Source organism: Agromyces sp. NSFZ (genome assembly GCF_056156205.1).
In genome coordinates this window covers 847,891-871,431 of record NZ_CM149585.1, presented here as the reverse complement: position 1 = coordinate 871,431, position 23,541 = coordinate 847,891, and the positions used below count along the sequence as shown (strand labels likewise).

The following is a 23,541-nucleotide window of genomic DNA, read 5'->3' as shown; positions in this document are numbered from 1 at the left end:
ATTGGCACACACCGACGAAGGGAATCCCTCATGTCATCCACCACTGCCGTCATCGGCGCCACCGGCAAGACCGGTCGACGCGTCGCCGACCTGCTCGAGGAGCGGGGCGTCGACGTGCGCCGCCTCGCTCGTGGCACGGCCCCTGCGTTCGACTGGGAGCGGCCCGAGGGCTGGCGCGACGCCCTCGACGGCGTCGACCGCCTGTACGCGGCCTACGTGCCCGACCTCGCCGCTCCCGGATCGGAGGCGGCCATCACGCGGCTCACCGAGGTCGCCCGCGATGCGGGCGTGCGTCACCTCGTGCTGCTCTCGGGGCGGGGCGAGGACGCGGCCCGTCGCTGCGAGGACATCCTGTTCGCATCGGGCGTTCCGGCGACCGTCGTGCGGGCGAGCTGGTTCCTCCAGAACTTCACCGAGGGGATGCTCCGCGACGCGGTGCTCTCCGGCGTGCTCGCCATGCCCGCCGGCGACGTGCGCGAGCCGTTCATCGACGTCGACGACCTCGCCGAGGTCGCGGTCGAGGCGCTGACGGGAACGGGGCACGAAGGGCGCGTCCACGAGGTCACGGGCCCGGAGTCGTTGAGCTTCGCCGAGCTGGCGGCCCTGCTCTCGGAGATCGACGGCCGCGACGTGCAGTACGTCCCCGTGGGGTTCGACGAGTTCCACGCCGCGGTCGCCGACGGCGCCGGGCCCGAGGTCGCGACGCTCCTCACCGAGCTGTGCCGCGAGGTGTTCGACGGGCGGAACGTGTCGCCCACGACGGGCGTCCTCGAGGCGCTCGGCCGGCCGCCGCGGGACGCGCGCACCGTGCTGACGGAGGCGGCACGGGTGGGCGCCCGGGCGTGAGCGTCGTCGTCGACGAGCGTCATGCCGATCCCGGATTCGCGCCCGCCGAGCACCGGGCGCTCGGCGTCGATCTCCCCTCAGCGCCAGTCGTGCACGACCGCGACCGACGTCAGGAATCGCAGGTCGAGGGCCCCGGCAGCGGCGCCGTCGAGGTAGACGCTGAGACGCTGATGCCGCTGCAGCACCGAAGCCGGCAGGTCCGTGGTGACCGGACCCGTCAGCGCCCCGGCAACCGCCCCGGCCTTCTCGGGTCCCGACGCGATGAGCATCGCGGCCCGTGCGCGCATGATGGTGCCGAGGCCCTGGCTGATCGAACGGCGAGGCACCTCGTCGATACCCGTGAAGAACCGGGCGTTGGCCTGCCGCGTCGACTCCGCCAGCTCGACCACCCGAGTCAGCGAGCGGAAGTCGCTCCCTGGCTCGTTGAAGCCGATGTGCCCGTTGCGACCGATACCGAGCAGCTGCACGTCGACGCCGCCGGCGAGCTGGATCGCCCGCTCGTAGTCGATCGCCGCGGCCGAGGGGTCGGCGCCGCCGCCGTCGGGGACGCGGACGCGGTCGGCGGGGACGCCGAGCGGATCGGCGAAGGCCCGCAGCAGCACGTTCCGGTAGCGCTCGGCGTGACGTTCGGGCAGGCCGACGTACTCGTCGAGCGCGAACGCCTGGAGGTGATCGACGCGGAACGTGCCCGCCAGCGCGCGCGCGGCGAGCGCCGCGTAGACCGGTTCGGGACTCGAGCCCGTCGCCACGCCGAGCACGGGGTCGGGGACCCCGAGCAGCGCGACCTCGATGTGCCGCGCCGCCAGCTCGCCGAGGCGATCGGCGTCGGGAAGGACGTGGATGATCATGATGCGGAGGCTCCGTGGTTCAGGATGCGAGCGCGGCGCCGGGAATCGCCGCCAGCAGTTCCCGCGTGTAGGGATCCTGCGGGGAGTCGAAGATCTGCTCCGGCGTGCCGCTCTCGACGATGCGCCCGCGCTGCATCACGTGCACCTCGTCGGAGATCATGCGCACGACCGCGAGGTCGTGGCTGATGAACAGGTAGCTCAGGCCGAGGCGGGCCTGGAGGCCCGCCAGGAGTTCGAGGATCTGCGCCTGCACGAGCACGTCGAGGGCCGAGACGGCCTCGTCGAGCACCACGAGGTCGGGTTCGAGCGCGAGGGCGCGGGCGATCGCGACGCGCTGTCGCTGCCCGCCCGACAGCTCGTGCGGCAGACGCGAGGCCATGGCCGCCGGCAGGGCGACCTGCTCGAGGAGCGCGGCGACGCGTCCGCGGCGCTCGGCGCGGTTGCCGACGCGGTGCACCACGAGCGGCTCCGCGATCGACTCCTCCACGGTGTACCGCGGATCGAGGGACGCGTAGGGGTTCTGGAAGACCGGCTGCACGCGGCGACGGAAGGCGAAGAGCTCGCGACGCTTCAGGGTCGTCAGGTCGGTTCCGTCGAACTCGATGCGACCGGCCGTGATGGGCTCGAGACCGAGCACGAGGTTCGCGGTCGTCGACTTGCCCGAGCCCGACTCCCCCACGATCGAGACGGTCCTGCCGCGCGGAATCACGAAGCTCACCCCGTCGACGGCGGTGAACGTCGTGGGTTCGCCCGCCTTCGGCGAGCGCAGCGGGAACTCCTTGCGCAGGCCGATGACCTCGACGAGCGGTCGGCCGTCGGCGTGGTCGTGCCTGACCGGCAGGGGCTCCCGCCGTGATGCGAGGCTCGGCGCCGCCGCGATGAGCTGCTTCGTGTACTCGTGCCGAGGGTTCTCGAGCACCTCGGCCGAGGTGCCCGTCTCGACGATGGCGCCGCGGAACATCACCACGATGCGGTCGGCGCGCTCGGCGGCGAGCGCCAGGTCATGGGTGATCAGGAACACGGCCGTGCCCATCGCGTCCGTGAGCTGATCGAGCTGGTCGAGGATGCGTCGCTGCACCGTGACATCCAGCGCCGAGGTCGGCTCGTCGGCGATGAGGAGGCGCGGCCGGCAGGCGAGGCCCATCGCGATGAGGACGCGCTGGCGCATTCCGCCCGAGAACTCGTGGGGATACTGGCGGGCGCGCTGCTCGGGATCGGGGATGCCGACGAGCTCGAGCAGCTCGATCACGCGAGCCTGCACCTCGGCGGCGGTGCCGAAGCCGTGCACCGCGAGCGCCTCGCCGATCTGGTCGCCGACGCGCAGCAGCGGGTTGAGGTTCGACATCGGATCCTGCGGCACGAGGCCGATGCCCGCGCCGCGCAGGCGCACGAGCTCGTTGTCGCCGAGCTCCGTGATCTCCCGGCCCTCGAAGCGGATGCTGCCCGCGGTGATGACGCCGTTCTCGGGAAGCAGTCGGTTGATCGCCGCGGCGGTCGTGGACTTGCCCGAGCCCGACTCGCCGACGACGGCGACGGTCTCGCCCGCGGCGACGTCGATGGAGACGTCGGCGACAGCGGGCACGAGTTCGCCGCCGGTGCGGAAGGCGACCGAAAGCCCGCTGATGCGGAGGACCGGGTCGTTCGTGGTCATGGGGCGTACTCCTGTGTGCTGAGGATCGAGGCGAGCGCGTCGAGCGCATGGCGCCAGAGGGTGTCGGTGGGCGTCGGTTCGGCGGCGAGCAGCCGGTTGCTCGCGAGTGCCACGGCGATGCCCTGCCCTGGGACGAAGCCCACGGCGCATCCGGTGAAGCCGGGGTGCCACAGCAGCGGCATCGGCCCATCCGGCGCCGCGAGCTCGGTGCGCCGCCAGCCGAGCGCCTGCTCGGCATCGGGACCGGCCGCGACGACGTCGGCGGTCACGGCCGGATCCCAGAGCCCGGGGTGGTCGTCCGCCCGGCTCAGGGCCGCGGCCACGTCGAGCACGTCGTCGATGGATCCGAACAGGCCCGCGTGCCCGGCCAGGCCGTCGAATGCGTGGAAGCAGTTGCCGTCGTTCGCCGCGCCGGCGATCGGCCGGGTGCGCCAGACGAATCCGTCGTCGTGCCAGGAGACGGGGTACGGATGCCCCGTCGCCACCATTCGGCGCTCGACGTCGTCGCCGTACGAACTGGTCGCGGCGTCTCCGACGGGCCCGTACCCGAGGGTCCCAGGTCCGAGCGGGTGCGCGACCAGGTCGGCGACCGCTGCGTCGAGCCGCTCGCCCGCGACCGCCTCGACGACCCGCCCGAGCGTCATGAACCCGAGGTCGGAGTAGTGCCGTTCGCTGCCGGGTGCGTAGCGGAGCGGGAGCGAGTCGAGGGCGACCAGGGGGTCGGGCTCCGGCGCGAGGTAGAACGGCTGCCACTCCCAGAGCCCGGCACGGTGCTGCAGCAGGTCGCGGACGGTCGTGCCGGCCGCACCGCCGAAGCTCGGCACGAATCGCACCACGGCATCGTCGAACGCGAGGGCGCCCGTGGAGGCGAGGTGGTGCAGCGCGGTCGTGGTGCCGACGACCTTCGTCACCGAGGCGAGGTCGTGCAGCGTGTCGCGGCGCATCGGGGCGCCCACCGGTTCGGGCGAGGCCGTCCCCGCCGCGGCGACGTGCCGTACGCCGTCGAGGTCGATGCCGATCACGCACCCGGCCGGCGCCGATGCGCCGGGGGTCACGATGGCCTCGGCGGCGGCGAGGAGGGTCTCGTGGGCGTTCATGCGGCCGCCCGTTCGGCGAGCCCGCGGATGCCGAGCCCCGGGGCGTCGGCGAGCACCGCACGGTCGCCCTCGTAGCGGAGGCCGCCGACCACCGTCGGATCCCGAAGCCAGAGGCCGGCGTCGAGGTCGTGCACCGCATCGGGGCGGATCGCCGCGGCGAGCGAGGCCGCGGCGGCGACGCCGACCGCGCTCTCCATCATGCAGCCGACGATGACCTCGAGGCCGGCCGCCCGCGCCTCCGCGGCCAGACGCAGCGCCTCGGCCGGACCGCCGGTCTTGGCGAGCTTGATGTTCACGAGGTCGGCCGCGCGGCGGCGCACGATGCGGTGCAGGTCGAGGGTCGTCCGCACGGACTCGTCCGCGAGGATCGGAGTGTCGACGGCCGACGTCACTTCGGCGAGCCCGTCGAGGTCGACGGCGGCGACCGGCTGCTCGACGACTTCGAGGCCGACGCCGGCATCCTCCGCGTCGCGGATGATCCGGATCGCGACGTCAGGGGTCCACGCCTGATTGGCGTCGACGCGCAGCGCGACGGCCGTGCCGACCTCGGCTCGCAGTGCGACGAGCGCCGGCACGACGGCCTCGGCCGCCGACGCCTTGACCTTGATGCAGCCGAAGCCGTCGTCGACGTGGCGGCGTGCCCGCGCGACGAGGTCGTCTGCGGAACCGGCCGAGAGGGTCATGTCGGTCGCCACGTGACGGATGCCGGTCGCTGCGCCGAGCACGTCGGCCATGCGGCAGCCGGCCGCCTGGGCGGCGAGATCGGTGAGCGCGCACTCGACCGCGCTCCTGGCGGCGCCGTTGCCGATCAGGGCGGCGGCGATCGCCGTCGACCAGCGCTCGCGCTCGGCGGTCGGCACCCCGACCACCGCCTCGGCGACCGGGCCGTCGACCGCAGCGTGCACGCTCTCGGGGCTCTCCCCCGTCACCCGCCAGCTGGCGGGAGCCTCGCCCCAGCCGCTGCGACCGTCGCTGTCGACGGCCTCGACGAGCACGACATCGAGGTGCTCGGCCCGCCGGACGGCGGTGACGAACGGCCGCACGAGCGGGCTCGGAACGCGATGCACCCGAAGTGCGGCGAGGCGGGTCATCCGGACTCCCCTGCACCGCGGCGGAGCCGCAACTCGGGCTCGCCGAACTCGTCCTGCGTTCGAGCTCCCCCGTCGGGCAGCCACCCGCGGCCACGGTAGAACCCGATCGACGGAGCGTTCGCCTCGAACACCCAGAGCGCCACCGAACGAGCGCCGCCGGCACGCAGCGAATCGTACGCCGCGTCGAGCAGACGCGTCCCGAGGCCGAGGCCGCGTGCACGCGGCGAGACGTAGAGGGAATGCACCGTGCCGCCGTCGCCGTCGGCGTCGGCCGCGAACCGGGTGACGCCGAGCACGTCGCCGTCGCGCTCGGCGACGAGCACGGTGCCGTCGGTCGACGCGAGCACTCGATGCCAGAGCGCCTGCGCACGGGCATCCGTCATCGCCTCGATCGCGGCGCTCGGCAGCACGCCGACGTAGCTCTCGCGCCAGCAGTCGAGGAAGACGGCGACGATCGCGTCACGGTCGTCGACCGTCGCGGTACGGAGCGTCACGGTCATGGTTCAGTGCCCCGCCTCGAGCACGAGCGAACGCAGGCCGCGGTCGAGCGGCTTCGGCAGCACGAGCGGGCCGGCGCCCGGCGTGATCGCACCGAGGATCCGCGGCGCGCGCGCACCCGTGCCGCCCGGCACCGTCGCCGCGACGCCGTGCAGGGTGCACCATCCGATGAGCGCGAACGCGATGGCCTCCTTGCTGTCGGCCGGCGCGCCGAGGTCGTCGGCGAGCACGACGGTCACGCCGGGCAGCGCGGCACGGAGCCCGTCGAGGATCAACGGGTTGCGGCATCCGCCGCCCGAGACCGCGAGGAACCCGATGCCTGCCGCCCGCACGTCGCGCGCCACCGTGCGCACCGTGAGCTCGGTGAGCGTACGCACCAGGTCGGCGATCGCGAGCGAGCGACCGAGTCCCGCCTCCGCCGCACGGACGTAGTCGAGATGGAAGTGCTCCTTGCCCGTGCTCTTCGGCGCGGGCAGCGCGTAGTACGGGTCGTCGAGCAGCACCGCCAGCAACTCCTCGTCGACCGAGCCGCTCGCCGCGATCCGCCCGTCCTCGTCGTAGCCGAGGCGGTTGATCGAGCCGTCGACCACGACCGCGTCGACGAGGGCGTTCGCGGGGCCGATGTCGTAGGCGACGAGGGATCCGGCGCCCACCACCGTCATGTTGGCGATGCCCCCGAGGTTGAGCGCAGCGGAGACGCCCGCGCGGCCGCGGAGCAGCAGCTCGTCGAGGAAGGACACGAGCGGGGCGCCGTGCCCGCCGACGGTGATGTCCCGGATGCGCACGTCGGCGACCACCGGCACGCCGAGCAGTTCGGCGATCCAGGCGGGCTGGCCGATCTGCAGGGTGCCGAGGGCTCGGGCGCCGTCGACCCAGTGGTACACGGTCTGGCCGTGCGACGTCACGACGTCGACGCCTCCGACGGCGTCGCTCGCGGCCAGCGCGGCCGCCGCGAACGCCTGGCCGATGAGGGTGTCGAGCTCGCAGATCTCGGCGAGCGTGGTCGGCGCCGGGGGCAGCGCCGCGATCAGCTTCTCGCGCAGTTCCGGCGCGTACGGGGTGCTCGCCTCGTGCAGCACGCGGCCGGTGAGGGCGCCGTCGTGCTCGGCGAAGTCGACGACGGCGACGTCGATGCCGTCGTGCGAGGTGCCCGAGATCATGCCGAGGACGCGCATCATGCCCCCTCGAGCGCGGGCCGCAGCCGGCCCCCGGCCGCAGTGAGGCGTTCCGCGGCCTCGGCCTGCGAGACCCCGCGGGCGAGCATCAGCACCGACGACTTGACGTCGTATCCGGTGTCGGCGAGCGTCGCCGCCGCGCGCTCCCGCGGCACGTCGGCGATCTGGCTCACCATGCGCACCGCACGGTCGCGCAGCTTGTGGTTCGTGGGCTTCAGGTCGACCATCAGGTTGCCGTAGGTCTTGCCCTGCCGAACCATCACGATGGTCGAGAACATGTTGAGCACGAGCTTCTGCGCCGTGCCGGCCTTGAGCCGGGTCGAGCCGGTGAGCACCTCGGGGCCGACGGCGACCTCGATGGGGAGCTCGGCGACGGCGCTCAGCTGCGTGCCGACGTTGCAGGAGAGCCCGACCGTGAGGGCGCCGAGTGCGCGCGCCCGCTCGATCGCCGCGAGGACGTACGGCGTGCGACCGCTGGAGGCGATGCCGACGACCGTGTCGAGCGGCCCGATGCGGGCCTCGTCGATCGCGGCCGCTCCGGCCTCCGCATCGTCCTCGGCACCCTCGGTGGGCGTCACGATCGCCGACGGGCCGCCGGCCATGATCGCGAAGACCAGCTCGGGCGGCGTGCTGAACGTCGGCGGGCACTCGGATGCGTCGACGATGCCGATGCGGCCGGGCGTGCCGGCGCCCACGTACACGAGGCGCCCGCCCCGCGACATCCGCTCGCTCGCGGCCTCGATGGCAGGAACGATCTGCGGCAGCGCACCCGCGACGGCGCCGGGAACCGTGGCGTCGGCCTCGTTCATGACGGCCGCGAGCTCGGCGACGCTCATCCGGTCGAGTTCCGCGTAGCGCGGCTGGCTCGCCTCGGTGGCGAGATTCCCCAGGTCGGCGTCGGGGGTGGTCATTTCTTTCCTCTGTTTCTGGGGTCGAGTGCGTCGCGCAGTCCGTCACCGAGGAGGTTCAGACCGACGACGAGGAGGACGACGACGACGCCGGGCGCGAACATCGTCCAGGGGGCGATGCCGATGAGCGTGCGCGCCTCGAAGATCATGGAGCCGAGCGACGGCGCCGGCGGCGGGGTGCCGAGGCCCAGGAAGCTGAGCGACGCCTCGGTCAGCACCGCCCACGAGAGCGAGAGCGTGACCTGCACGATGATGATCGACGTGATGTTCGGCAGCACGTGGCGGAACATCACCATCGCGCGGCTCTGGCCCGTGCTGGTGGCCGCCTTGACGTACTCGATCTCGCGCAACGAGAGCACGGGACCACGCGTCACGCGGATGAAGATCGGCACGTACACGATCGCGATGGCCACGGCGATCGTGAACCAGTTGCGGTCGAAGACCGACGCGAGCGAGAGCGCGAGCAGCAGCGGCGGGAACGCGAACAGCACGTTCGTTACCCCCGTGATGACGCCGTCGGAGACGCCCCGGTAGAACCCTCCGACGACGCCCGCGAGCGTGCCGACGACGGCCGCGAACGCCACCGCGACGATCGAGATGAGCGCCGAGTTCGCAACGCCCGCCGCGACCCGCGAGAACACGTCGCGGCCGAACTGGTCGGTGCCGAACCAGTGCACGGCCGACGGCGGCTGCAGGCGCGATGGCGGATCCTGCGCGATCGGGTCGTAGGGCAGCAGGCCGAATGCCGAGAGGAGGCTCAGCGCGCCGAGCACGACGATCAGGATGACTCCGATGACGCCGCTGCGGCTGCGCAGGAGGAGCCGGACGCCCTCCGCGGTGCGTCCGCCGCCCGGGGCCAGCGCGGCCGATTGCGTGATGTCGGTCATGCGGCACGCACCCGGGGGTCGATCATGCGGTAGAGCACATCGGTCAGGAGGTTCACGATCACGAACGCGAGGGCGATGACGAGCACGGTGCTCTGCACGAGTGCGTACTCCTTCTGCTGGATGCCGAGCAGCACCTGACGGCCGATGCCCGGGAGGGAGAAGATCTGCTCGACCACGACGGCGCCGCCCAGCAGGTAGCCGAACTGCAGGCCCGTCATGGTGACGATGGGCACGAGCGCGTTGCCGAGCACGTGCTTGACCTGGAGCCGGCGCGGCGCGACACCCTTGGCCTTCGCCGTGCGGATGAAGTCGTTCGAACGGATCTCCAGCACCGCGGTGCGCGTGGTGCGCATGATCGGCGCGGCGATGCCGAAGCCGAGCACGAGCGACGGCAGCAGCATCTGCTGGAGGTTCAGCCAGGGGTTCTCGAAGAAGGTGGCGTAGCCCTCGCCGTTCGGGTTGAACCCGAGCGACGCGGCGAGCCATGCGAGGAGCGTCGTGGCGAGGAGGAAGGCCGGGATCGACAGGCCCGCGAGGCCGACCAGCTGCCCGAATGCGTCGCGCGGCGAGTCCGGCTTCGACGCCGAGAGCATGCCGAGGGGGATGCCGATGGCGAGCGCCAGGACGATCGAGAAGATCGCCAGCTCGAGGGTGACGGGCAGCGACTGGGCGGTCAGTTCGAGCACGCTCTGCTGGGCACGGGCCGAGAAGCCGAGGTTGCCGGCGAAGATGTTGCCCAGCCAGGTGAAGAACTGCACGATCAGCGGCTGGTCGAGGCCGTAGTACGCCTCGAGCGCCTGGCGCTGGGCCGGGGTGAGCGCGGCGGCCTCGGTACCCAGGCCGGCCGTGATCTGGTTGCCGGGGATCGCCCGCAGCATGATGAAGACGAACACCGCGACCCCGAGCAACGTCGCCAGCGCGGCGAGGATGCGACGGAGCATCGGGTTCCTGAAGAGTCGTCGAAGCATGGTCTTCCGGTGGTAGTGCCGAACGGCGCGACGCAGGTGTGGAGCGCGCCGCGCCGTTCGGGGTTCTAGTTGACCGTGGTGGTGCGCAGGTACTGCAGCGAACCGTTGGCCATGGGCGTGAAGCCATGGACCTCGGATGCCGCGGCCGTGTAGGAGTAGCTCGTGAACAGCCAGATCCACGCCGCGTTCTCCTCGAGGTGCTCGGAGACCTTCGTGTAGATCTTCTTGCGCTCGTCGGGGTCGGCGCTCTGCTTGCCCTCGGCGAACAGCTCGTCGAGCTCGGGCGAGCTGTAGCCGGCGACCTGGTTCAGGTTGCCCGTGCTCGTGAAGTAGCGACCGTACATGCCGTCGGGGTCGGGGCGTCCCCCGTTGAGGGCGACGGCGGCGTCGAAGTCGGCGGCGATCCAGCGGTCGACGAAGGCGCCGGACTCGAGCACCTCGAGCTCGAGCGTGATGTTCGCCTCGGCGAGCTGCGCCTTGAGGTTCTGCGCCTCGTTGACGCTCGTGGCGTACTCGCCCTGCGAGACGATCGTCTTGATCGTCACGCCGGCCGACTTGCCGGCCTTGTCGAGGTACTCGGCGGCCTTCTCGAGGTCGCGCTCGGGGCACGGACGGGCATCGGCGTCGGAGCGGTACGCCGGCGACGTGATCGGGCCGGTCACCTCACCCTCCCCGAGGGCGGCGGTGTCGAGCACTTCCTGGCGGTCGATGGCGCACTGGATCGCGAGGCGCACGTTCACGTCGGCGAGGTCGCCGCGGCGGGCGTTCAGCTGCAGGGCGTGGTAGCTGAGCTGCGGCGTCTCCTCGACGGAGACGGTGCCGCTCTCGGCGGTCTGCGCGACCAGCGGGTCGTCGAACACGGCGAGCTGCACGTTGCCCGACTGCATGGCCGAGACGATCGACGACTCGTCGGGGATCACCCGGAACTCGACCGTGTCGAGCTTCGCGGTGTCGCCCCAGTACGCCTCGTTCTTCGCGAGGGTCAGCGACTGGCTGGCCGTGCGGTCCTCGAGCACGAAGGGCCCGGTGCCGTTCGGCGTGGTGTTGAGGGCGGCTTCGGTGTCGTCTGACGAGAGCATCGCCATGTTGACGACCGCGAGGTTCGCCGGCAGGGCCGCGTCGGGCGCGGTCAGCGTGAGCACGACCGACAGCTCGTCGGGCGCCTCGACCGAGGCGACCGAGGCGAGGGAGCTGCGCGAGACGGCGGCGGTGGCCTCGTCCTTGATGGCGTCGAGCGAGAACTTCACGTCCTCGGAGCCGAAGGTGCTGCCGTCGGCGAAGGTGACGCCCTCACGCAGGGTGAAGGTCACGGTCAGGCCGTCCTCCGAGACCTCCCACGATTCGGCGAGGCCGGGCACCACGTTGAGGTCGGCGTCGAACTCCGTGAGCGTGCCGTACAGGTTCTGCAGCACGTTGACGGCCTGGAACTGCGTGGCCTTCCAGGGGAACAGCGTGTCGGGGTCGCTCGTGACGCCGATGACGAGCGAGCCGCCGGCCGCCACTTCCTCGGTCGGTGCGGGCTCGGCCGACGTGCAGCCGGTGATGGTCAGGGCGACGGCTGTTGCCAGGCCGACCGCCCCGAGGGCGCCGCGGATGCCGCGGATGCCACCGTTCATGGGGGAACTCCTCAGTGCTTGTGTGCCTCGTCCGGTTGGTGATTCGCTGTGGGCGCCGGGTCGAAGAGCAACGGTGATCTCAATGGGTCACAAAAGTACACCACACTGGCTATCGAAGTAACAAAATTTCTCGTACGGTGGTCTTCACAGCCCGATCCCGGGTCGAGAGTGGTCGACGAGGAGAGCCATGCCCGTACGCGAGGTCCGCACCGATGTGGCCGACGAGCGCCCCGTGCTGGTGCGCATCCGGGCGATGCTGCCCGAACTCCGGCCGAGCGAGCAGCGCATCGCCTCGCTCCTGATCGCCGAACCGGGCATCATCGCGACGACCTCGATCGCCGAGCTCGCGGCCCGCTGCGACACCTCGACCACCTCGGTCGTGCGCTTCTGCAGGCGCATCGGCTACGGCCACCTCAAGGATCTCCGTGCCGACATGCTGCGCGAGATCGCCCGGGAGACGTTCGAGACGGCCGGGCTGCCCGAGGTCTCCGGCGACATCGACCGCGACGACAGCCTCGAGGACATCGTGGCGAAGGTCTCGATGGCCGAGACGCTCTCGATCGCCGACACGGCGAAGGTGCTCGACGTCGCCGCGCTCCAGGCGGCCGTCGATGCGGTGGGCGACGCGCAACGGGTCGACATCTTCGGCGTGGGCGCGAGTTCGTTCGTGGGGCTCGATCTGCAGCAGAAGCTCACCCGCATCGGACGCACGGCCCTCAATTGGTCGGATCCCCACGCCGCATGGACCTCGGCGGCCACGCTGCACGCCGGATCCGTCGCGATCGCCGTCTCGCACAGCGGCAGCACCGTCGACACCATGGAGTTCCTCGCCATCGCGCGCGGGGCGGGGGCGACGACGATCGCGATCACCAATCACGGCGGCTCGCCTCTCGCCCGGCACGCCGACATCGTGCTGACCACGGCGGCGCGTGAGACCGGCTTCCGCTCGGGGGCGCTCGGCAGCCGCATCGCCCAGCTCATGGTCGTCGACTGCGTCTTCATCGGCGTCGCCCAGGCCAGCTACGACCAGTCGATGGCGGCGATCCGCAACACGTACGCCGCCGTCCACCACCTCCGCGCGAACCACCGCTCGTGAGCTCGGCGACCCGTGCGCTCGCCGCCTCGTTCGCCGGACTGGGCGCGACCGCAGCGGCGATCCCGTCCGTGCTGCCCGCGGTCGAGCGGACCGCCGGAGCGTCCGTGCTCGCTGCGGTTCCGGCGCTGTTCACCGGGCTCCTCGCCGGTGTGCTGACATCGAGCCCGGTGCTTCGGCGCGTGCGCGCCATGCACGTCGCGGCGATCGGATGCCTCATACAGGCGGGCGCGCTCGCCGGAGCCGCGCTCGCCGGCACCGCGTCCCTGTTCATCGCCTCCGCCGCCGTCGCCGGTCTCGGCTTCGGACTCACCGAGGCATCGGCGAGTGTGGCCGCGAAGTCCCTCGCGACCACCTCGACCGCCGGGTTGCTCAGCACGCTCACCGGCACGGTCGCGGTCGCCGCTGCGCTCACCCCGCTCCTCGCCGTCGTCTCGGCCGGCGCTGATCGGCCGTGGCTCATCCTGCTCGTCGTGGCCGGCCTGCAGGTGCTCGCCGCCGCCATGCTGTCCGCCGCCGCACGCGGTTCGGTGGCACCGGCACCCCGGGAGCCACGGACGGACCTCCGCCGCGCCCGCGTGATCGCACTGGCGCCGCTCGTGGTCGCGCTCCCCCTCTACGTCGGCGTCGAGACGGTCTTCGCCGGATGGTCGGCCGTGATCCCCGCCGAGCTGCTGCACCTCGACCCCACCGCGGCCGCCCTCGGCACCTCCGTGTTCTGGGGTCTCATGGCCGTGGGCCGGTTCACCTCCTCCGTCGTACTGCGACGCGGGGTCGCACCGCGCAACCTGCTCGTGATCGCGTTGCTCGCCGCGACCGGGCTGCTCGGCGTCGCTGCGCTCGTCGCACCGCCCGCGCCGATGCTCGGCGTCATCGCGATCGCGATCGCCGTCGTCGCGCTCGCTCCGAGCTACGCACTCATCATCGGCCTCGCGCTCGATCGGCTCGACGACGCTGAAGCGGCGAGTGCGACCGGGCTGCTCGTGGCCTGCGGTGCCGTCGGCGGAAGCTTCGTGCCGACCGCCGTCCTCCTGATCTCCGGCGACCCCGCCACCTCGGGCACGTTCCTGGCGACCGCCGTTCTCTGCCTCGCGATCGCCGTGTTGTCGGCCGTCCGCATTCGAACCCCCCGAACCGTCACCACAGGAAGCCGTAGCGCATGACCTCGTCCGCCACCGCTCGACGGTCCACCGTCGCCCCGGGCGACGCCCGGCTCGCCGCCGACCTCGGCGCGCTCCTCGGCACGAGCGGACCGGATGTCTCGGTCGCCGAGTTCGACCGCATCGTCGCCGGCGTCGACGCATCCCACGTGCTGCTGACCCCGGCAGCGGTGGTCACGCCGCGCAGCGTCGAACACGTGGCGGCGGTGTTCCGGTTCGCGGCCGACACCGGCCTCGGCGTCACGGTGCGCTCGGGCGGCACGAGCCTGTCGGGTCAGGCTGCGAGCGAAGGGATCCTGCTCGACACGCGCACCGCGTTCCGCGGCATCCGACCCGAGGCCGGCGGCGACCGGGTGCGGGTGCAACCGGGCGCGACGGTGCGCCAGGTGAATGCCCGACTGCTCCGGCACGGCCGGAAGCTCGGCCCCGACCCCGCCAGCGAGATCGCGGCGACCGTCGGCGGCGTGATCGCCAACAACTCCAGCGGCATGGCGTGCGGCACGCACCACAACAGCTACCGCACCCTCGCGTCGCTGACGTTCGTGCTGCCGAGCGGCACGATCGTCGACACGTCCGCACCCGATGCCGATCGCCGGCTCGCCGACGCGGAGCCCGAACTGCACGCCGGCCTCGCGCGCCTCCGTGACCTCGTGCGCTCCCGTCCGGACCTGCGCGCCGAGATCGAGCGCCAGTATCGCGGCAAGAACACCATGGGCTACGGCCTCAACTCGTTCCTCGACTTCACCGACCCGGCCGAGATCCTCGCCCACCTCATGATCGGCAGCGAGGGAACCCTCGGGTTCGTCGCCGAAGCCGTGTTCGACACCGTGCCGATCGCCTCGAGCATCGCGACCGCGCTCCTCGTCCTCCCCACCCTGGACGCCGCGACCGGCCTGCTCCCCCTGCTCGTCGAGACCGGCGCCGCCACCGTCGAGTTGATGGATGCGGCCTCGCTCCGGGTCATCCGGGCGGACCCCGCGGCATCCGGAATCCTCGACGGCATCGCGATCGACGCGCATGCCGCACTCCTCGTCGAGTACCACGGCCACGACGATGACGATCTCGCCGCGCAGCTGGGCCGTGCCGCCGCCGCGCTCGCCACTGCCGGAGCCCCCGAGCTCGCCGTGACCAGGGATCCGAAGGAGCGCGCCCGGCTGTGGCACTTCCGCAAGGGCCTCTACGCCGCGATCGCCGGCGCCCGGCGACCCGGGACGACCGCCCTGCTCGAGGACATCGCCGTGCCGGTCGAGCGGCTGGCGGCGACCTGCGCCGCGTTGCAGGCCCTGTTCGAGCGGCACGGATACGCGGACGCGGTGATCTTCGGCCACGCGAAGGACGGCAACCTGCACTTCCTGCTCACCGAGGACTTCACCGCCGACGACGCGATCGCGCGGCAGGCGCGTTTCACCGACGAGCTCGTCGACCTCGTGCTGGGCGCCGGCGGCACGCTCAAGGCCGAGCACGGCACGGGCCGCATCATGGCACCGTTCGTCGAGCGCCAGTTCGGCGCCGAGCTCTACGCCGTCATGCGCGAGGTCAAGGCGCTCTGCGACCCTGCGGGGGTCATGAACCCCGGCGTGCTGATCACCGAGTCGCCGACGGCGCACCTCGAAGACCTGAAGCTGACGCCCGAGGTGGAATCGGAGGTCGACCGCTGCGTCGAGTGCGGCTACTGCGAACCCGTCTGCCCCAGCAAGGATGTCACCCTCACCCCGCGCCAGCGTATCGCGGTGCGGCGGGCGAGGGCGGCGGCGAGGGCCGAGGGCGACACGGCGCTCGACGCCCGGCTCGCGGCGGCGGAGGAGTACGCGTCGGTCGAGACCTGTGCCGCCGACGGCATGTGCCAGACGGCGTGCCCGGTGATGATCAACACCGGGGACCTCGTGCGACGCCTGCGGGAGCAGGACGCGAACGCGCCGACCCGCGCGGTCGCCGCGGGGCTGGCCGGCGGCTGGAGGGCGGTGAGCCGCGGCGCCTCGCTCGCCCTGACCGCCGCCAGGGCCGTCCCACCGGTCGCCACGGTCGCGAGCGCGATCGGGCGCGCCGTGCTCGGCGACGACGTCGTCCCGCTGTGGACCCCCGACCTGCCGCGCGGCGGAGCGAGCCGGGCGCACTCCTCCCCCGAGAACGGCGACGTCGTGTTCTTCTCGGCCTGCGTGGGCTCGATGTTCGGCCCTGCGGACGGCGGCATCGGAGTAGCCGCCGCATTCCGGCTGCTGTGCGATCGGGCCGGCGTGGCGCTCGTCACCCCGGCCGGCGTCGACGGCCTGTGCTGCGGAACGCCGTGGAAGTCGAAGGGTCTCGCGGCGGGTTATCGCGGCACGATCGAGAAGACCGTGCGCGCACTGCTCGTCGCATCCGACGGCGGCCGCCTTCCGATCGTCTGCGACAACTCCTCGTGCACCGAGGGACTCGTGCACGCGATCGAGAACGTCGGCGAGCTCGACGGCGTCCCGGTGTCGCTGCGCATCGTCGACGGCGTCGACTTCGCCGCCGAACGACTGCTGCCGGAGCTGGACATCCGCGAGCGGCTCGACTCGATCGCGCTGCACCCGACGTGCTCGAGCACCCGGCTGGGTTCCAACGAACACCTCCGCGAACTCGCGCACGCCGTGGCCATCGACGCCGTCGTGCCGGATGCGTGGGGGTGCTGCGCCTTCGCCGGCGACCGCGGCATGCTCCATCCGGAGCTGACGGCATCCGCGACCTCGGCGGAGGCCGCCGAACTCGCCGAACGCGACTTCGACGCTCACGCCTCGTGCAACCGGACCTGCGAGATCGGGATGACACGCGCGACCGGCGCACCGTACGTGCACGTCCTGGAGCTGCTCGAGCGCGCCACCCGTGAGGGCAGCACGGGGAAGCCGAGGACTCGAGACGAATCCGTCGCTCGCGAGGGGGTCCGACACGACTGACCCGCGTGAGCGTCACGCCACCTGCACCCGCGGGTCGAGGCCCAGGTAGTCGGCGTACCGCCCTGCGGCCTCGCGGATCGACTCGAGCTCGCGCGGGCGCAGGTCGCGGTGCGGGTGGAGCGTGAACGTGACCGTCTTCGCGGTGACCGTGCGCCGCATGCCCGCGACCAGCTGCGCATCGACGAGCGCCATGCCGATCGCGGACTCGCGCCCGCCCGGCACCAGGCGCTCGGCGTCGATGACCCAGCGTGAGTCCTGGTACCCGCGGTACATCTCGTCGAGCACCTGCAGCAGATGGCCCGCGGGCCCGGCCGCGTCGGGGGTGTCACCCGGCGCGTGCCAGTACGTCCGCCCGTCGTGCTCGAACGAGGCGAGCCGGCCGGCCGCCTCCGCGATGCCGCTGCGGACGTCGGTCACGGTGAGCGTGGCCCAGTAGGCGAGGTCGCGGTCGGTGGCGGGCCCATGCGAGGTGAAGTAGCGCACGGCGAGCTCGGTGAGGGCCTCGTCGCGGTCGAGCCGCCTCGGCGCCGGCACCCGGTCGGCGAAGCGCGCGTACGTGTGTTCTCCGTCGCGCGGCACGCCGCTGCACACCTGGGCGCGGAGCTCGAGACCGGCAAGCAGCAGCATGAGCTGCTGTCCGGTGAGGGGCATGCCACGCTCGGCCAGCGCGTCGGACAGTTCACCCCGGGTGCGGTCGGGCGTCTCCCCGAGGATCGACATCACCGCGTCCTCGAGCCGCGACATCCGATCGGCCACCGGCTGCAGCTGCTGGTCGACGATCGGGAGCACCCTCGGCGACGTGAGCTCGAGCAGCCACCCCGCATCATCCGCGTGGAGGTAATGCCACGTCGAACGCAGCACGTGGGTGCGCAGCACACGCCCGCGGGCGAGGGCCTCGGCGAGATCGGCCTGCCGCGGCGTCCTGGTGCGCGTCGCCACGGCCCATGCCGACTGCGAGGGGTTCTCCGCCTGCACGCCGAGCAGCGTCGACACGACCTGCTCCGCGCTCGCGACCGGGGCGGCCAGCAGTTGCGAGTGCAGCCGCCGGCGAGCGATCTCGCGATCGGAGGTCACGCGCGCGCGTCCTCCAGATGCGGCGCGCCGTGGCTCAGCACCTTCACCACGAGGTTGTGGCGTCGCAGGGTGCGGATGGTGCGGGCCACCTCGTCGGGCGTTCGCCCGAGGGCGCGCTCGTTCACGACGACGAGCACGTCGCCGGCCCTGAGGGTCTCGAACAGGCGGGCGAGCCGCTGTTCCCACGACTCGGGCGCCTCTGGGGTGGGGTACTTGAAATCGAGGATCTGCACGCCGAATCGCGTCAGGTCGATGCGTTGCTCGAGGATCGGCGGCATGTCGTCACGGGGCACGACGAGCCCGACGAGCCGCGACCCCTCCGGCCGCGCCTTCCACCAGTCCTGGTTGCGCTGCAGCTCCTCGAAGCACTCGGGGCAGCCGAGGGCGTGGTGGCCGAGCTCGTGCGTGAGGCCCGAGGCTCCGGGGATGGTCGTCGGCGCGGCATCCGTCTTCGGCGCGGCGTCCGTCGTCGGCTCAGTCGCCTGGTCGGCCATGTCGGTTCCCCCTCGTGTCGCTTCCATTGTCTCCGAGGAGACCGCACGCGCACGCCCCCGGATGCCCACGACCGGAGCATCCTCGCCGATCGCTCATCGACCTCGGCTGTCGAGGAGGTCGGCGAACTGCGGGTTCCCCGCCATGAAGGCGGCCACGACCGTACATCGCACGATGATGCGACCGTCTCGTTCGCGGAGGTCGTCGAGCGCATCGGCGATGAGTTCCGTGGCGATGCCGCGTCCGCGGAACTCGGGCAGCACGGTCGTCGTGATGACGACGGTCCGGCCGTCCTCCTCGCCGTACCGGACGGTCGCCACCTCGAGGCCGTCGATCGTCGCGGAATAGACCTGCCGGTCGTCGACGCGGTGCACCTCGATCTCTGATGTCGCGTCCGCCGATGGACGGTCGACCTGGACCAGCGCGTCCGCCGTCACCTCGTCGACGAGGGCTGCGGTCCCCTCATCGAGGAACCCGCCGCCATCGGGGTATCCGGCAGCATCGGGGTACTCGATCCGACCACTCCCGTCTCCGGTGTCCATGGTGCCCTCCCTCTCCATCGGGGCTGCCGCATCGTGGCGGGAGACCCGGCGACGCGTGGGACCGGCCGGAGCCTCTCACCAAGGATGACCGGGCGCGCAGCGAGGTTGTGACCGTTGCGACCGGATGTCCCGTCCGGCCGCTCGGTCCCGAGACACCCGCGGCGCACCGGGCGACGTGGCGGCCGGCGATCGCGCGAGGCGACGTCGACACGTCGGAACGGGTGGAGCGGGGTCCGACGGCTACAGGCCCTCGGCGATCTCCTTGATCGCGGCGAGGCGACGGTCCCACTCGGCGCCGATGGCCTCGAGCCGACGCGCCGTGGCGCCGAGTTGCGACCCGATCACCCGGTACCGCACCTCGCGCCCGACCGGCACCGGTTCGACGAGGCCGACCTCCTGCAGCACGGCGAGGTGCTTCGCGATCGCCTGTCGGCTGACGGGAAGCCGCCCGGCGAGGGCCGACGCCGACGCGTCGCCCTCGCCGAGTGCCGCAAGGATGCTCCACCGCGTCTCGTCGCCGAGCGCGGCGAACACGGGGACCAGCGTTCCCGTGGTCACGCGGCGCCCTCGACGCCCGCGGAGCCCTCGGAGTCCTCGAGCAGCGCGACGAGCTTGTCGAGCTCGGAGACCCAGCCCTCGGCGTGATCCGCCATGCCGGCGGCCGGGTCGGGCGTGCGCTCGAATCCGGACTCGACGACCGTGAGGAGGGTGCCGTCGGGCACCGCCTCGAGGGTGAACGTGAAGACCGTCGATCGATCGTCGATCGCGTCGGGCAGGCGACCGGCCGAGTCGGCGTTGCCCCAGCGGTACGACACCATGCGCGGCGCCTCCACCGCCTCGACCTGGAGCGGCACGACGCCGAACTCGGGGAAGGTGATCGTGCCCTTCGCCCCGGCGCCCGTGCCGTCGAGTGCGACGCGTCCGAACCACCGGGAGATGTGCTCGGGCTCGGTCACGGCTCGCCACACCTTCTCGACGGGGGCGGCGATGCTGACGGTGCGCCGCACGGTGAAGGCGGCCTCGTCGATGACGGATGGCTGGTTGTCGGTCATGCTCACAATGATCATTCCTTTCCTACGGATGCCGCAGCTCTCGCGCTGCGGCACGTTCTGGTGCGGCGACCGCCGCAGGCGTCAGGAAGCCGGTCGCCCACGCGACGGCGATCGCGATGGCGCCGACGGCCGCGCCGGCGAGCGGGGCGATGGGGACGCCGCCGAGTTCGATGGCGACTCCCCCGGCGAACGCCCCGCCGGCGATGCCGGCATTGACCGCGGAGGCCGGCAGCGACGCCGCGAGCGCCGCGCCGGGCCCGGCCAGGTTCACCGTGCGGTGCTGCAGCGACGGGCCCGTCGCCATGCCGAACAGGCCGATGCCCAGCACCGCGACGGCCGCGACGATCGGGTTGCCGGCGAAGCCGAACAGGACGAGCAGCGAGGCGGTCACGCCCGACGCTCCGATGACGAGGGCGCGTGCGGCGTTCGCGTCGGCGAACCGGCCGCCGACGAACGAGCCGATGGTCGTCGCGGCGCCGTAGGCGAGCAGGTACGCGCCGACCGCCGGGCCCACGACATCCGTCACCTCGGCGAGGAACGGCACGAGGTAGGTCACCGCCGACTGGATGGCGGTGAAGATCAGCGCGGCGAGGCCGAGCACGGCGATGACCCGCGGCGCGAAGGCGAACCGGGCCTGGCCGACGGCGCCGCCCTCGCGCGGCGTCGGCACGGATGGCAGCACGAGGGCCGCGGCGATGAGCACGAGCAGCCCGACCGCGACGACCGCGACGAACGACCCGCGCCAGCCGACCGCCTGCCCCAGCAACGTGCCGACGGGCAGTCCGAAGGCGCTCGCCGATGCGAAGCCGGTGATGATGACGGCCATCCCGCGGCCGGCGCGCTCGGGCGGCACGATCGAGGTCGCGGTCACCATCGCGGCCGCGATGAACAGTCCCTGCGCCGCGCCGATGACCACGCGCGCGGCGAGGAACACCGCGTAGTCGGCCCCGAGCGCCGGCAGCAGGTTGCCGAGCACGAACACGACGATCGTGCCGAGCAGGACCCGCCGTCGATCGAATCGCGTCGTGAGGAACGTCAGCAACGGCCCGCCGATCGCGAGGCCCAGTGCGTTGGCGGTCACCAGCGCCCCGGCGGCCGGGACCGAGACCGCGAGATCGACGGCGATCAGGTCGATGAGACCGACGACGAGCATCTCGGCGCAGCCCATCACGAAGGCGCCGGCGAACAGGACGGTCAGCACGACGGTCGGCCCGGTCGGCCCGGTCGGGCCGGTCGGCGCGAGGCTGCGGGTCACGGTCATCAATCACTCCCTTGCTTAGTGCAACTCGATAGTTGCAGGTCTGGGCTGCTATTGCAACCCTGAAGTTGCAGGTAGGCCGGCCGCTGCCGACGGTTCGGTCATCCGGGCCTCGCGGGCCTGCGGCATCCGGAGTATCGTCCGAGCATCCGGGCTGGTCTCGTCGGAGGCGGTCACACCCACGGGAGGCACCCGGTCTCAGTTGCAGGGGCCGAACGCGGTCCCGTCCGCCGACTGACAGGAGCACCCGCATGGATGCCGACCTCGACGACGCCCTCGCCGTCTTCAGCTCCGTCCGCTCGCGGCTCTTCGGCATCGCGTACCGCATGCTGGGCAGTGCCACCGAGGCCGAGGACATCGTGCAGGATGCCTGGTTGCGCTGGCAGGGCGCCGATCGGACGGCGGTCGAGAACCCGCCGGCGTTCCTCGCCACCGCGACCACGCGCCTGGCGATCAACGCCCTGCAGTCGGCACGAGCGCGCCGGGAGACCTACGTCGGACCCTGGCTGCCCGAGCCGATCGACACGAGCGACGATCCGACGCTGGGCGCCGAGCGCGCCGAGGCCCTCGAGTTCGCCGTGCTCGTGATGCTCGAGCGGCTGAGCCCGAACGAGCGAGCCGCCTACGTCCTGCGGGAGGCGTTCGCGTACACGTACGAGCAGATCTGCGAGATCGTGCAGGTCTCCGAGGCCGCCGCACGCCAGCTCGTCAGCCGCGCACGCAAGCACCTCGCCGGCGAGCGCCGCCGCGACGTGTCGCACGAGGAGCAGCAGCGCCTGCTCACCGCATTCGTGAGTGCCGCGCGGACCGGCGACCTCGACCAGCTCGAGCGCCTGTTCGCCGAGGATGTCGTCTCGTACTCCGACGGCGGCGGCCACGTGCGCGCGTCGAAGTTCCCGGTGCGCACCCGCGAGATCGTCGCGAAGTACGTGCGGGCGTTCCGCACGTACTTCTGGACCGGCGTCGAGGTCACCGAGGCGGTGGCGAACGGCCAGCCCGCGGTGCTCCTCTCCAAGGACGGCACGACCTTCGCGGTGCTGGCCGTCGTCGCGTCCCCCGGGCGCATCGACCAGGTCCTCTGGATGATGAATCCGGACAAGCTGCGCGCCGTGACGCACCATGTCGCGTGACGACCTCGCCGCCGGCCTCCTTCTCGCGCTCGAACACCGCGACGGGCTTGCGCTGGCGGATCTCCTCGATCGCGACATCCTGATGGTCGTCGACGGCGGCGACGCGACCGGTGGTGAGCTGCATGGGCGGGCACCCGTCATGCGTTCACTGCTCGGGTTGCGGATGCCGCACCCGCACGCCTCGCTCGAAGCGGCGCACGTGAACGGCGGGTCGGGGCTCGTGGTGCGCACCGCCGACGGTCGCGTCGTCGCCGTGCTCGTGGTCGACGCGGATCCGGATGCCGCCCCGCGCGGCCGCGGCGGGGTCCTGCGGCTCTGGCTGACCACGGCGCCCGGCAAGCTCACCCACTGGAACCGGCGCCGGCCGATCGCGGAGTGAGGCGAACGAAGCCGCGTCACAGATGCGGCCCGTGCCCGGTCGAAGCTTCATGACGGCCGCGGATCCGCCGCAGCCACGCACGGAAGGCAGTCCATCATGAAGATCGTCGTCATCGGGGGCACGGGCCTCATCGGCTCGAGGGTCGTGTCGGAGCTCGCCGAGCGCGGACACGAGGCGATCGCCGCGTCGCCGAACTCGGGCGTGAACACACTGACCGGCGAGGGTGTCGCCGAGGCGCTCGCCGGCGCCGACGTGGTCGTCGACGTGTCGAACTCGCCGTCGTTCGCCGACGCCGATGTGCTCGCGTTCTTCACGACCTCCACGGCCAACCTCCTCGCGGCCGAACGCGAGGCGGGCGTGAAGCACCACGTCGCGCTCTCGATCGTGGGCAGCGACCGATTGCCCGACAGCGGCTACCTTCGTGCGAAGGTCGCGCAGGAGCGACTCATCGCCCAGTCGGGCCGGCCGTACACCATCGTGCGCGCGACGCAGTTCTTCGAGTTCACGCAGGCCATCGCCGACGCGGCGACCACCGATGGCACGGCCCGCGTCTCGACCGGCCTCATGCAGCCGATCGCGGCGGCGGATGTCTCGGCCGCCGTCGCCCGCGCGGCGCAGGGTGCTCCCGCGAACGGGATCGTCGAGATCGGCGGACCCGAGAAGATCGCGATGGCCGAGCTCATCCGCCGCGGCCTCGCGGCGCGCGGCGACACCCGCCAGGTGGTGGCCGACCCCGAGGCGCCGTACTTCGGCACGAAGCTGAGCGGCGACGAGCTCACCCCGGGACCCGACGCGCAGCTGTCGACCACGACGTTCGCCGACTGGCTCGCCGCGCAGCCGGCATCGGCGAGGTAGGCCGTG

23 protein-coding genes are annotated in these 23,541 nt (G+C 72.2%); 7 read left to right on the top strand and 16 right to left on the bottom strand.

Annotation, left to right across the window (positions count from 1 at the left end; all coding sequences use genetic code 11):
• Positions 1-30 precede the first annotated feature (30 nt).
• The gene (locus tag ACVFI9_RS04185) at positions 31-846 is read left to right on the top strand and encodes an NAD(P)H-binding protein (RefSeq protein ID WP_474764787.1); all 816 of its coding nucleotides are present in this window, start codon (positions 31-33) and stop codon (positions 844-846) included.
• A gap of 77 nt (positions 847-923) precedes the next feature.
• On the opposite strand, the gene ACVFI9_RS04180 is transcribed toward ACVFI9_RS04185, so the two are convergent.
• The 10 genes from ACVFI9_RS04180 to ACVFI9_RS04135 form a co-directional block, all read right to left on the bottom strand.
• Positions 924-1,694, bottom strand: a complete 771-nt coding sequence (locus ACVFI9_RS04180; protein WP_474764786.1) for a glucosamine-6-phosphate deaminase — start codon at positions 1,692-1,694, stop codon at positions 924-926.
• A gap of 19 nt (positions 1,695-1,713) precedes the next feature.
• Entirely contained in the window at positions 1,714-3,345 is a 1,632-nt protein-coding gene (locus tag ACVFI9_RS04175; protein ID WP_474764785.1) for an ABC transporter ATP-binding protein, read from the bottom strand.
• On the bottom strand, positions 3,342-4,442 hold the full coding sequence (locus ACVFI9_RS04170) for a serine hydrolase domain-containing protein (RefSeq protein WP_474764784.1): 1,101 nt from the start codon (positions 4,440-4,442) through the stop codon (positions 3,342-3,344). The genes ACVFI9_RS04175 and ACVFI9_RS04170 overlap by 4 nt, the downstream gene beginning before the upstream one ends.
• Positions 4,439-5,533 (bottom strand): mandelate racemase/muconate lactonizing enzyme family protein, encoded by a 1,095-nt coding sequence (locus tag ACVFI9_RS04165; RefSeq protein WP_474764783.1) that lies wholly within the window; start codon positions 5,531-5,533, stop codon positions 4,439-4,441. Before ACVFI9_RS04165 ends, ACVFI9_RS04170 begins: the two co-directional genes overlap by 4 nt.
• A complete protein-coding gene (locus tag ACVFI9_RS04160; RefSeq protein ID WP_474764782.1) occupies positions 5,530-6,033 on the bottom strand; it encodes an N-acetyltransferase family protein in 504 nt (167 codons plus the stop codon). The genes ACVFI9_RS04165 and ACVFI9_RS04160 overlap by 4 nt, the downstream gene beginning before the upstream one ends.
• A 3-nt stretch (positions 6,034-6,036) precedes the next feature.
• Positions 6,037-7,209: an anhydro-N-acetylmuramic acid kinase gene (locus tag ACVFI9_RS04155; RefSeq protein ID WP_474764781.1), complete on the bottom strand. Its 1,173-nt coding sequence runs from the start codon at positions 7,207-7,209 to the stop codon at positions 6,037-6,039.
• Positions 7,206-8,117 carry an N-acetylmuramic acid 6-phosphate etherase gene (murQ, locus tag ACVFI9_RS04150; RefSeq protein WP_474764780.1) on the bottom strand — a complete coding sequence of 304 codons (912 nt, stop codon included), beginning with the start codon at positions 8,115-8,117 and terminating at the stop codon, positions 7,206-7,208. The genes ACVFI9_RS04155 and murQ overlap by 4 nt, the downstream gene beginning before the upstream one ends.
• Positions 8,114-9,001: an ABC transporter permease gene (locus ACVFI9_RS04145; protein ID WP_474764779.1), complete on the bottom strand. Its 888-nt coding sequence runs from the start codon at positions 8,999-9,001 to the stop codon at positions 8,114-8,116. The genes murQ and ACVFI9_RS04145 overlap by 4 nt, the downstream gene beginning before the upstream one ends.
• Positions 8,998-9,942, bottom strand: coding sequence for an ABC transporter permease (locus tag ACVFI9_RS04140; RefSeq protein ID WP_474764778.1), 945 nt, complete (start codon positions 9,940-9,942; stop codon positions 8,998-9,000). The genes ACVFI9_RS04145 and ACVFI9_RS04140 overlap by 4 nt, the downstream gene beginning before the upstream one ends.
• Before the next feature lie 92 nt (positions 9,943-10,034).
• Positions 10,035-11,585, bottom strand: coding sequence for an ABC transporter substrate-binding protein (locus ACVFI9_RS04135; protein ID WP_474764777.1), 1,551 nt, complete (start codon positions 11,583-11,585; stop codon positions 10,035-10,037).
• A 187-nt stretch (positions 11,586-11,772) separates the two neighbouring features.
• On the opposite strand from ACVFI9_RS04135, the gene ACVFI9_RS04130 reads away from it, so the two are divergent.
• From ACVFI9_RS04130 to ACVFI9_RS04120, 3 genes are read left to right on the top strand one after another with little or no spacing between them, the layout of a single operon-like run.
• Positions 11,773-12,681, top strand: a complete 909-nt coding sequence (locus ACVFI9_RS04130; protein ID WP_474764776.1) for a MurR/RpiR family transcriptional regulator — start codon at positions 11,773-11,775, stop codon at positions 12,679-12,681.
• A complete protein-coding gene (locus ACVFI9_RS04125; RefSeq protein WP_474764775.1) occupies positions 12,678-13,841 on the top strand; it encodes an MFS transporter in 1,164 nt (387 codons plus the stop codon). Before ACVFI9_RS04130 ends, ACVFI9_RS04125 begins: the two co-directional genes overlap by 4 nt.
• Complete coding sequence (locus ACVFI9_RS04120; protein ID WP_474764774.1) at positions 13,838-16,753, top strand: FAD-binding and (Fe-S)-binding domain-containing protein; 2,916 nt, start codon at positions 13,838-13,840, stop codon at positions 16,751-16,753. Before ACVFI9_RS04125 ends, ACVFI9_RS04120 begins: the two co-directional genes overlap by 4 nt.
• A 12-nt stretch (positions 16,754-16,765) precedes the next feature.
• On the opposite strand, the gene ACVFI9_RS04115 is transcribed toward ACVFI9_RS04120, so the two are convergent.
• The 6 genes from ACVFI9_RS04115 to ACVFI9_RS04090 form a co-directional block, all read right to left on the bottom strand.
• Positions 16,766-17,827, bottom strand: a complete 1,062-nt coding sequence (locus ACVFI9_RS04115) for a winged helix DNA-binding domain-containing protein (protein WP_474764773.1) — start codon at positions 17,825-17,827, stop codon at positions 16,766-16,768.
• Complete coding sequence (locus ACVFI9_RS04110) at positions 17,824-18,321, bottom strand: recombinase family protein (RefSeq protein WP_474764772.1); 498 nt, start codon at positions 18,319-18,321, stop codon at positions 17,824-17,826. Before ACVFI9_RS04110 ends, ACVFI9_RS04115 begins: the two co-directional genes overlap by 4 nt.
• A 93-nt stretch (positions 18,322-18,414) precedes the next feature.
• Positions 18,415-18,861, bottom strand: coding sequence for a GNAT family N-acetyltransferase (locus ACVFI9_RS04105; RefSeq protein WP_474764771.1), 447 nt, complete (start codon positions 18,859-18,861; stop codon positions 18,415-18,417).
• Between the two features lie 240 nt (positions 18,862-19,101).
• Complete coding sequence (locus ACVFI9_RS04100; RefSeq protein ID WP_474764770.1) at positions 19,102-19,419, bottom strand: ArsR/SmtB family transcription factor; 318 nt, start codon at positions 19,417-19,419, stop codon at positions 19,102-19,104.
• Entirely contained in the window at positions 19,416-19,913 is a 498-nt protein-coding gene (locus ACVFI9_RS04095; protein ID WP_474764769.1) for an SRPBCC domain-containing protein, read from the bottom strand. Before ACVFI9_RS04095 ends, ACVFI9_RS04100 begins: the two co-directional genes overlap by 4 nt.
• Positions 19,914-19,935: 22 nt before the next feature.
• The gene (locus ACVFI9_RS04090; protein WP_474764768.1) at positions 19,936-21,174 is read right to left on the bottom strand and encodes an MFS transporter; all 1,239 of its coding nucleotides are present in this window, start codon (positions 21,172-21,174) and stop codon (positions 19,936-19,938) included.
• Between the two features lie 248 nt (positions 21,175-21,422).
• On the opposite strand from ACVFI9_RS04090, the gene ACVFI9_RS04085 reads away from it, so the two are divergent.
• The 3 genes from ACVFI9_RS04085 to ACVFI9_RS04075 all read left to right on the top strand — a co-directional run bounded on the left by ACVFI9_RS04085 (position 21,423) and on the right by ACVFI9_RS04075 (position 23,535).
• The gene (locus ACVFI9_RS04085) at positions 21,423-22,301 is read left to right on the top strand and encodes an RNA polymerase sigma-70 factor (RefSeq protein WP_474764767.1); all 879 of its coding nucleotides are present in this window, start codon (positions 21,423-21,425) and stop codon (positions 22,299-22,301) included.
• A complete protein-coding gene (locus ACVFI9_RS04080; RefSeq protein WP_474764766.1) occupies positions 22,291-22,680 on the top strand; it encodes a hypothetical protein in 390 nt (129 codons plus the stop codon). The genes ACVFI9_RS04085 and ACVFI9_RS04080 overlap by 11 nt, the downstream gene beginning before the upstream one ends.
• Positions 22,681-22,776: 96 nt before the next feature.
• Entirely contained in the window at positions 22,777-23,535 is a 759-nt protein-coding gene (locus ACVFI9_RS04075) for an SDR family oxidoreductase (protein WP_474764765.1), read from the top strand.
• The last annotated feature ends 6 nt before the right edge of the window (positions 23,536-23,541 follow it).

What these genes read in the sequence shown, in the direction of transcription:
- ACVFI9_RS04185 (WP_474764787.1), top strand. Translation starts at nt 31, where the DNA reads ATGTCATCCACCACTGCCGTCATCGGCGCCACCGGCAAGACCGGTCGA.
- ACVFI9_RS04180 (WP_474764786.1), bottom strand. Translation starts at nt 1,694, where the DNA reads ATGATCATCCACGTCCTTCCCGACGCCGATCGCCTCGGCGAGCTGGCG.
- ACVFI9_RS04175 (WP_474764785.1), bottom strand. Translation starts at nt 3,345, where the DNA reads ATGACCACGAACGACCCGGTCCTCCGCATCAGCGGGCTTTCGGTCGCC.
- ACVFI9_RS04170 (WP_474764784.1), bottom strand. Translation starts at nt 4,442, where the DNA reads ATGAACGCCCACGAGACCCTCCTCGCCGCCGCCGAGGCCATCGTGACC.
- ACVFI9_RS04165 (WP_474764783.1), bottom strand. Translation starts at nt 5,533, where the DNA reads ATGACCCGCCTCGCCGCACTTCGGGTGCATCGCGTTCCGAGCCCGCTC.
- ACVFI9_RS04160 (WP_474764782.1), bottom strand. Translation starts at nt 6,033, where the DNA reads ATGACCGTGACGCTCCGTACCGCGACGGTCGACGACCGTGACGCGATC.
- ACVFI9_RS04155 (WP_474764781.1), bottom strand. Translation starts at nt 7,209, where the DNA reads ATGATGCGCGTCCTCGGCATGATCTCGGGCACCTCGCACGACGGCATC.
- murQ (WP_474764780.1), bottom strand. Translation starts at nt 8,117, where the DNA reads ATGACCACCCCCGACGCCGACCTGGGGAATCTCGCCACCGAGGCGAGC.
- ACVFI9_RS04145 (WP_474764779.1), bottom strand. Translation starts at nt 9,001, where the DNA reads ATGACCGACATCACGCAATCGGCCGCGCTGGCCCCGGGCGGCGGACGC.
- ACVFI9_RS04140 (WP_474764778.1), bottom strand. Translation starts at nt 9,942, where the DNA reads ATGCTCCGTCGCATCCTCGCCGCGCTGGCGACGTTGCTCGGGGTCGCG.
- ACVFI9_RS04135 (WP_474764777.1), bottom strand. Translation starts at nt 11,585, where the DNA reads ATGAACGGTGGCATCCGCGGCATCCGCGGCGCCCTCGGGGCGGTCGGC.
- ACVFI9_RS04130 (WP_474764776.1), top strand. Translation starts at nt 11,773, where the DNA reads ATGCCCGTACGCGAGGTCCGCACCGATGTGGCCGACGAGCGCCCCGTG.
- ACVFI9_RS04120 (WP_474764774.1), top strand. Translation starts at nt 13,838, where the DNA reads ATGACCTCGTCCGCCACCGCTCGACGGTCCACCGTCGCCCCGGGCGAC.
- ACVFI9_RS04110 (WP_474764772.1), bottom strand. Translation starts at nt 18,321, where the DNA reads ATGGCCGACCAGGCGACTGAGCCGACGACGGACGCCGCGCCGAAGACG.
- ACVFI9_RS04105 (WP_474764771.1), bottom strand. Translation starts at nt 18,861, where the DNA reads ATGGACACCGGAGACGGGAGTGGTCGGATCGAGTACCCCGATGCTGCC.
- ACVFI9_RS04095 (WP_474764769.1), bottom strand. Translation starts at nt 19,913, where the DNA reads ATGACCGACAACCAGCCATCCGTCATCGACGAGGCCGCCTTCACCGTG.
- ACVFI9_RS04090 (WP_474764768.1), bottom strand. Translation starts at nt 21,174, where the DNA reads ATGACCGTGACCCGCAGCCTCGCGCCGACCGGCCCGACCGGGCCGACC.
- ACVFI9_RS04085 (WP_474764767.1), top strand. Translation starts at nt 21,423, where the DNA reads ATGGATGCCGACCTCGACGACGCCCTCGCCGTCTTCAGCTCCGTCCGC.
- ACVFI9_RS04080 (WP_474764766.1), top strand. Translation starts at nt 22,291, where the DNA reads ATGTCGCGTGACGACCTCGCCGCCGGCCTCCTTCTCGCGCTCGAACAC.
- ACVFI9_RS04075 (WP_474764765.1), top strand. Translation starts at nt 22,777, where the DNA reads ATGAAGATCGTCGTCATCGGGGGCACGGGCCTCATCGGCTCGAGGGTC.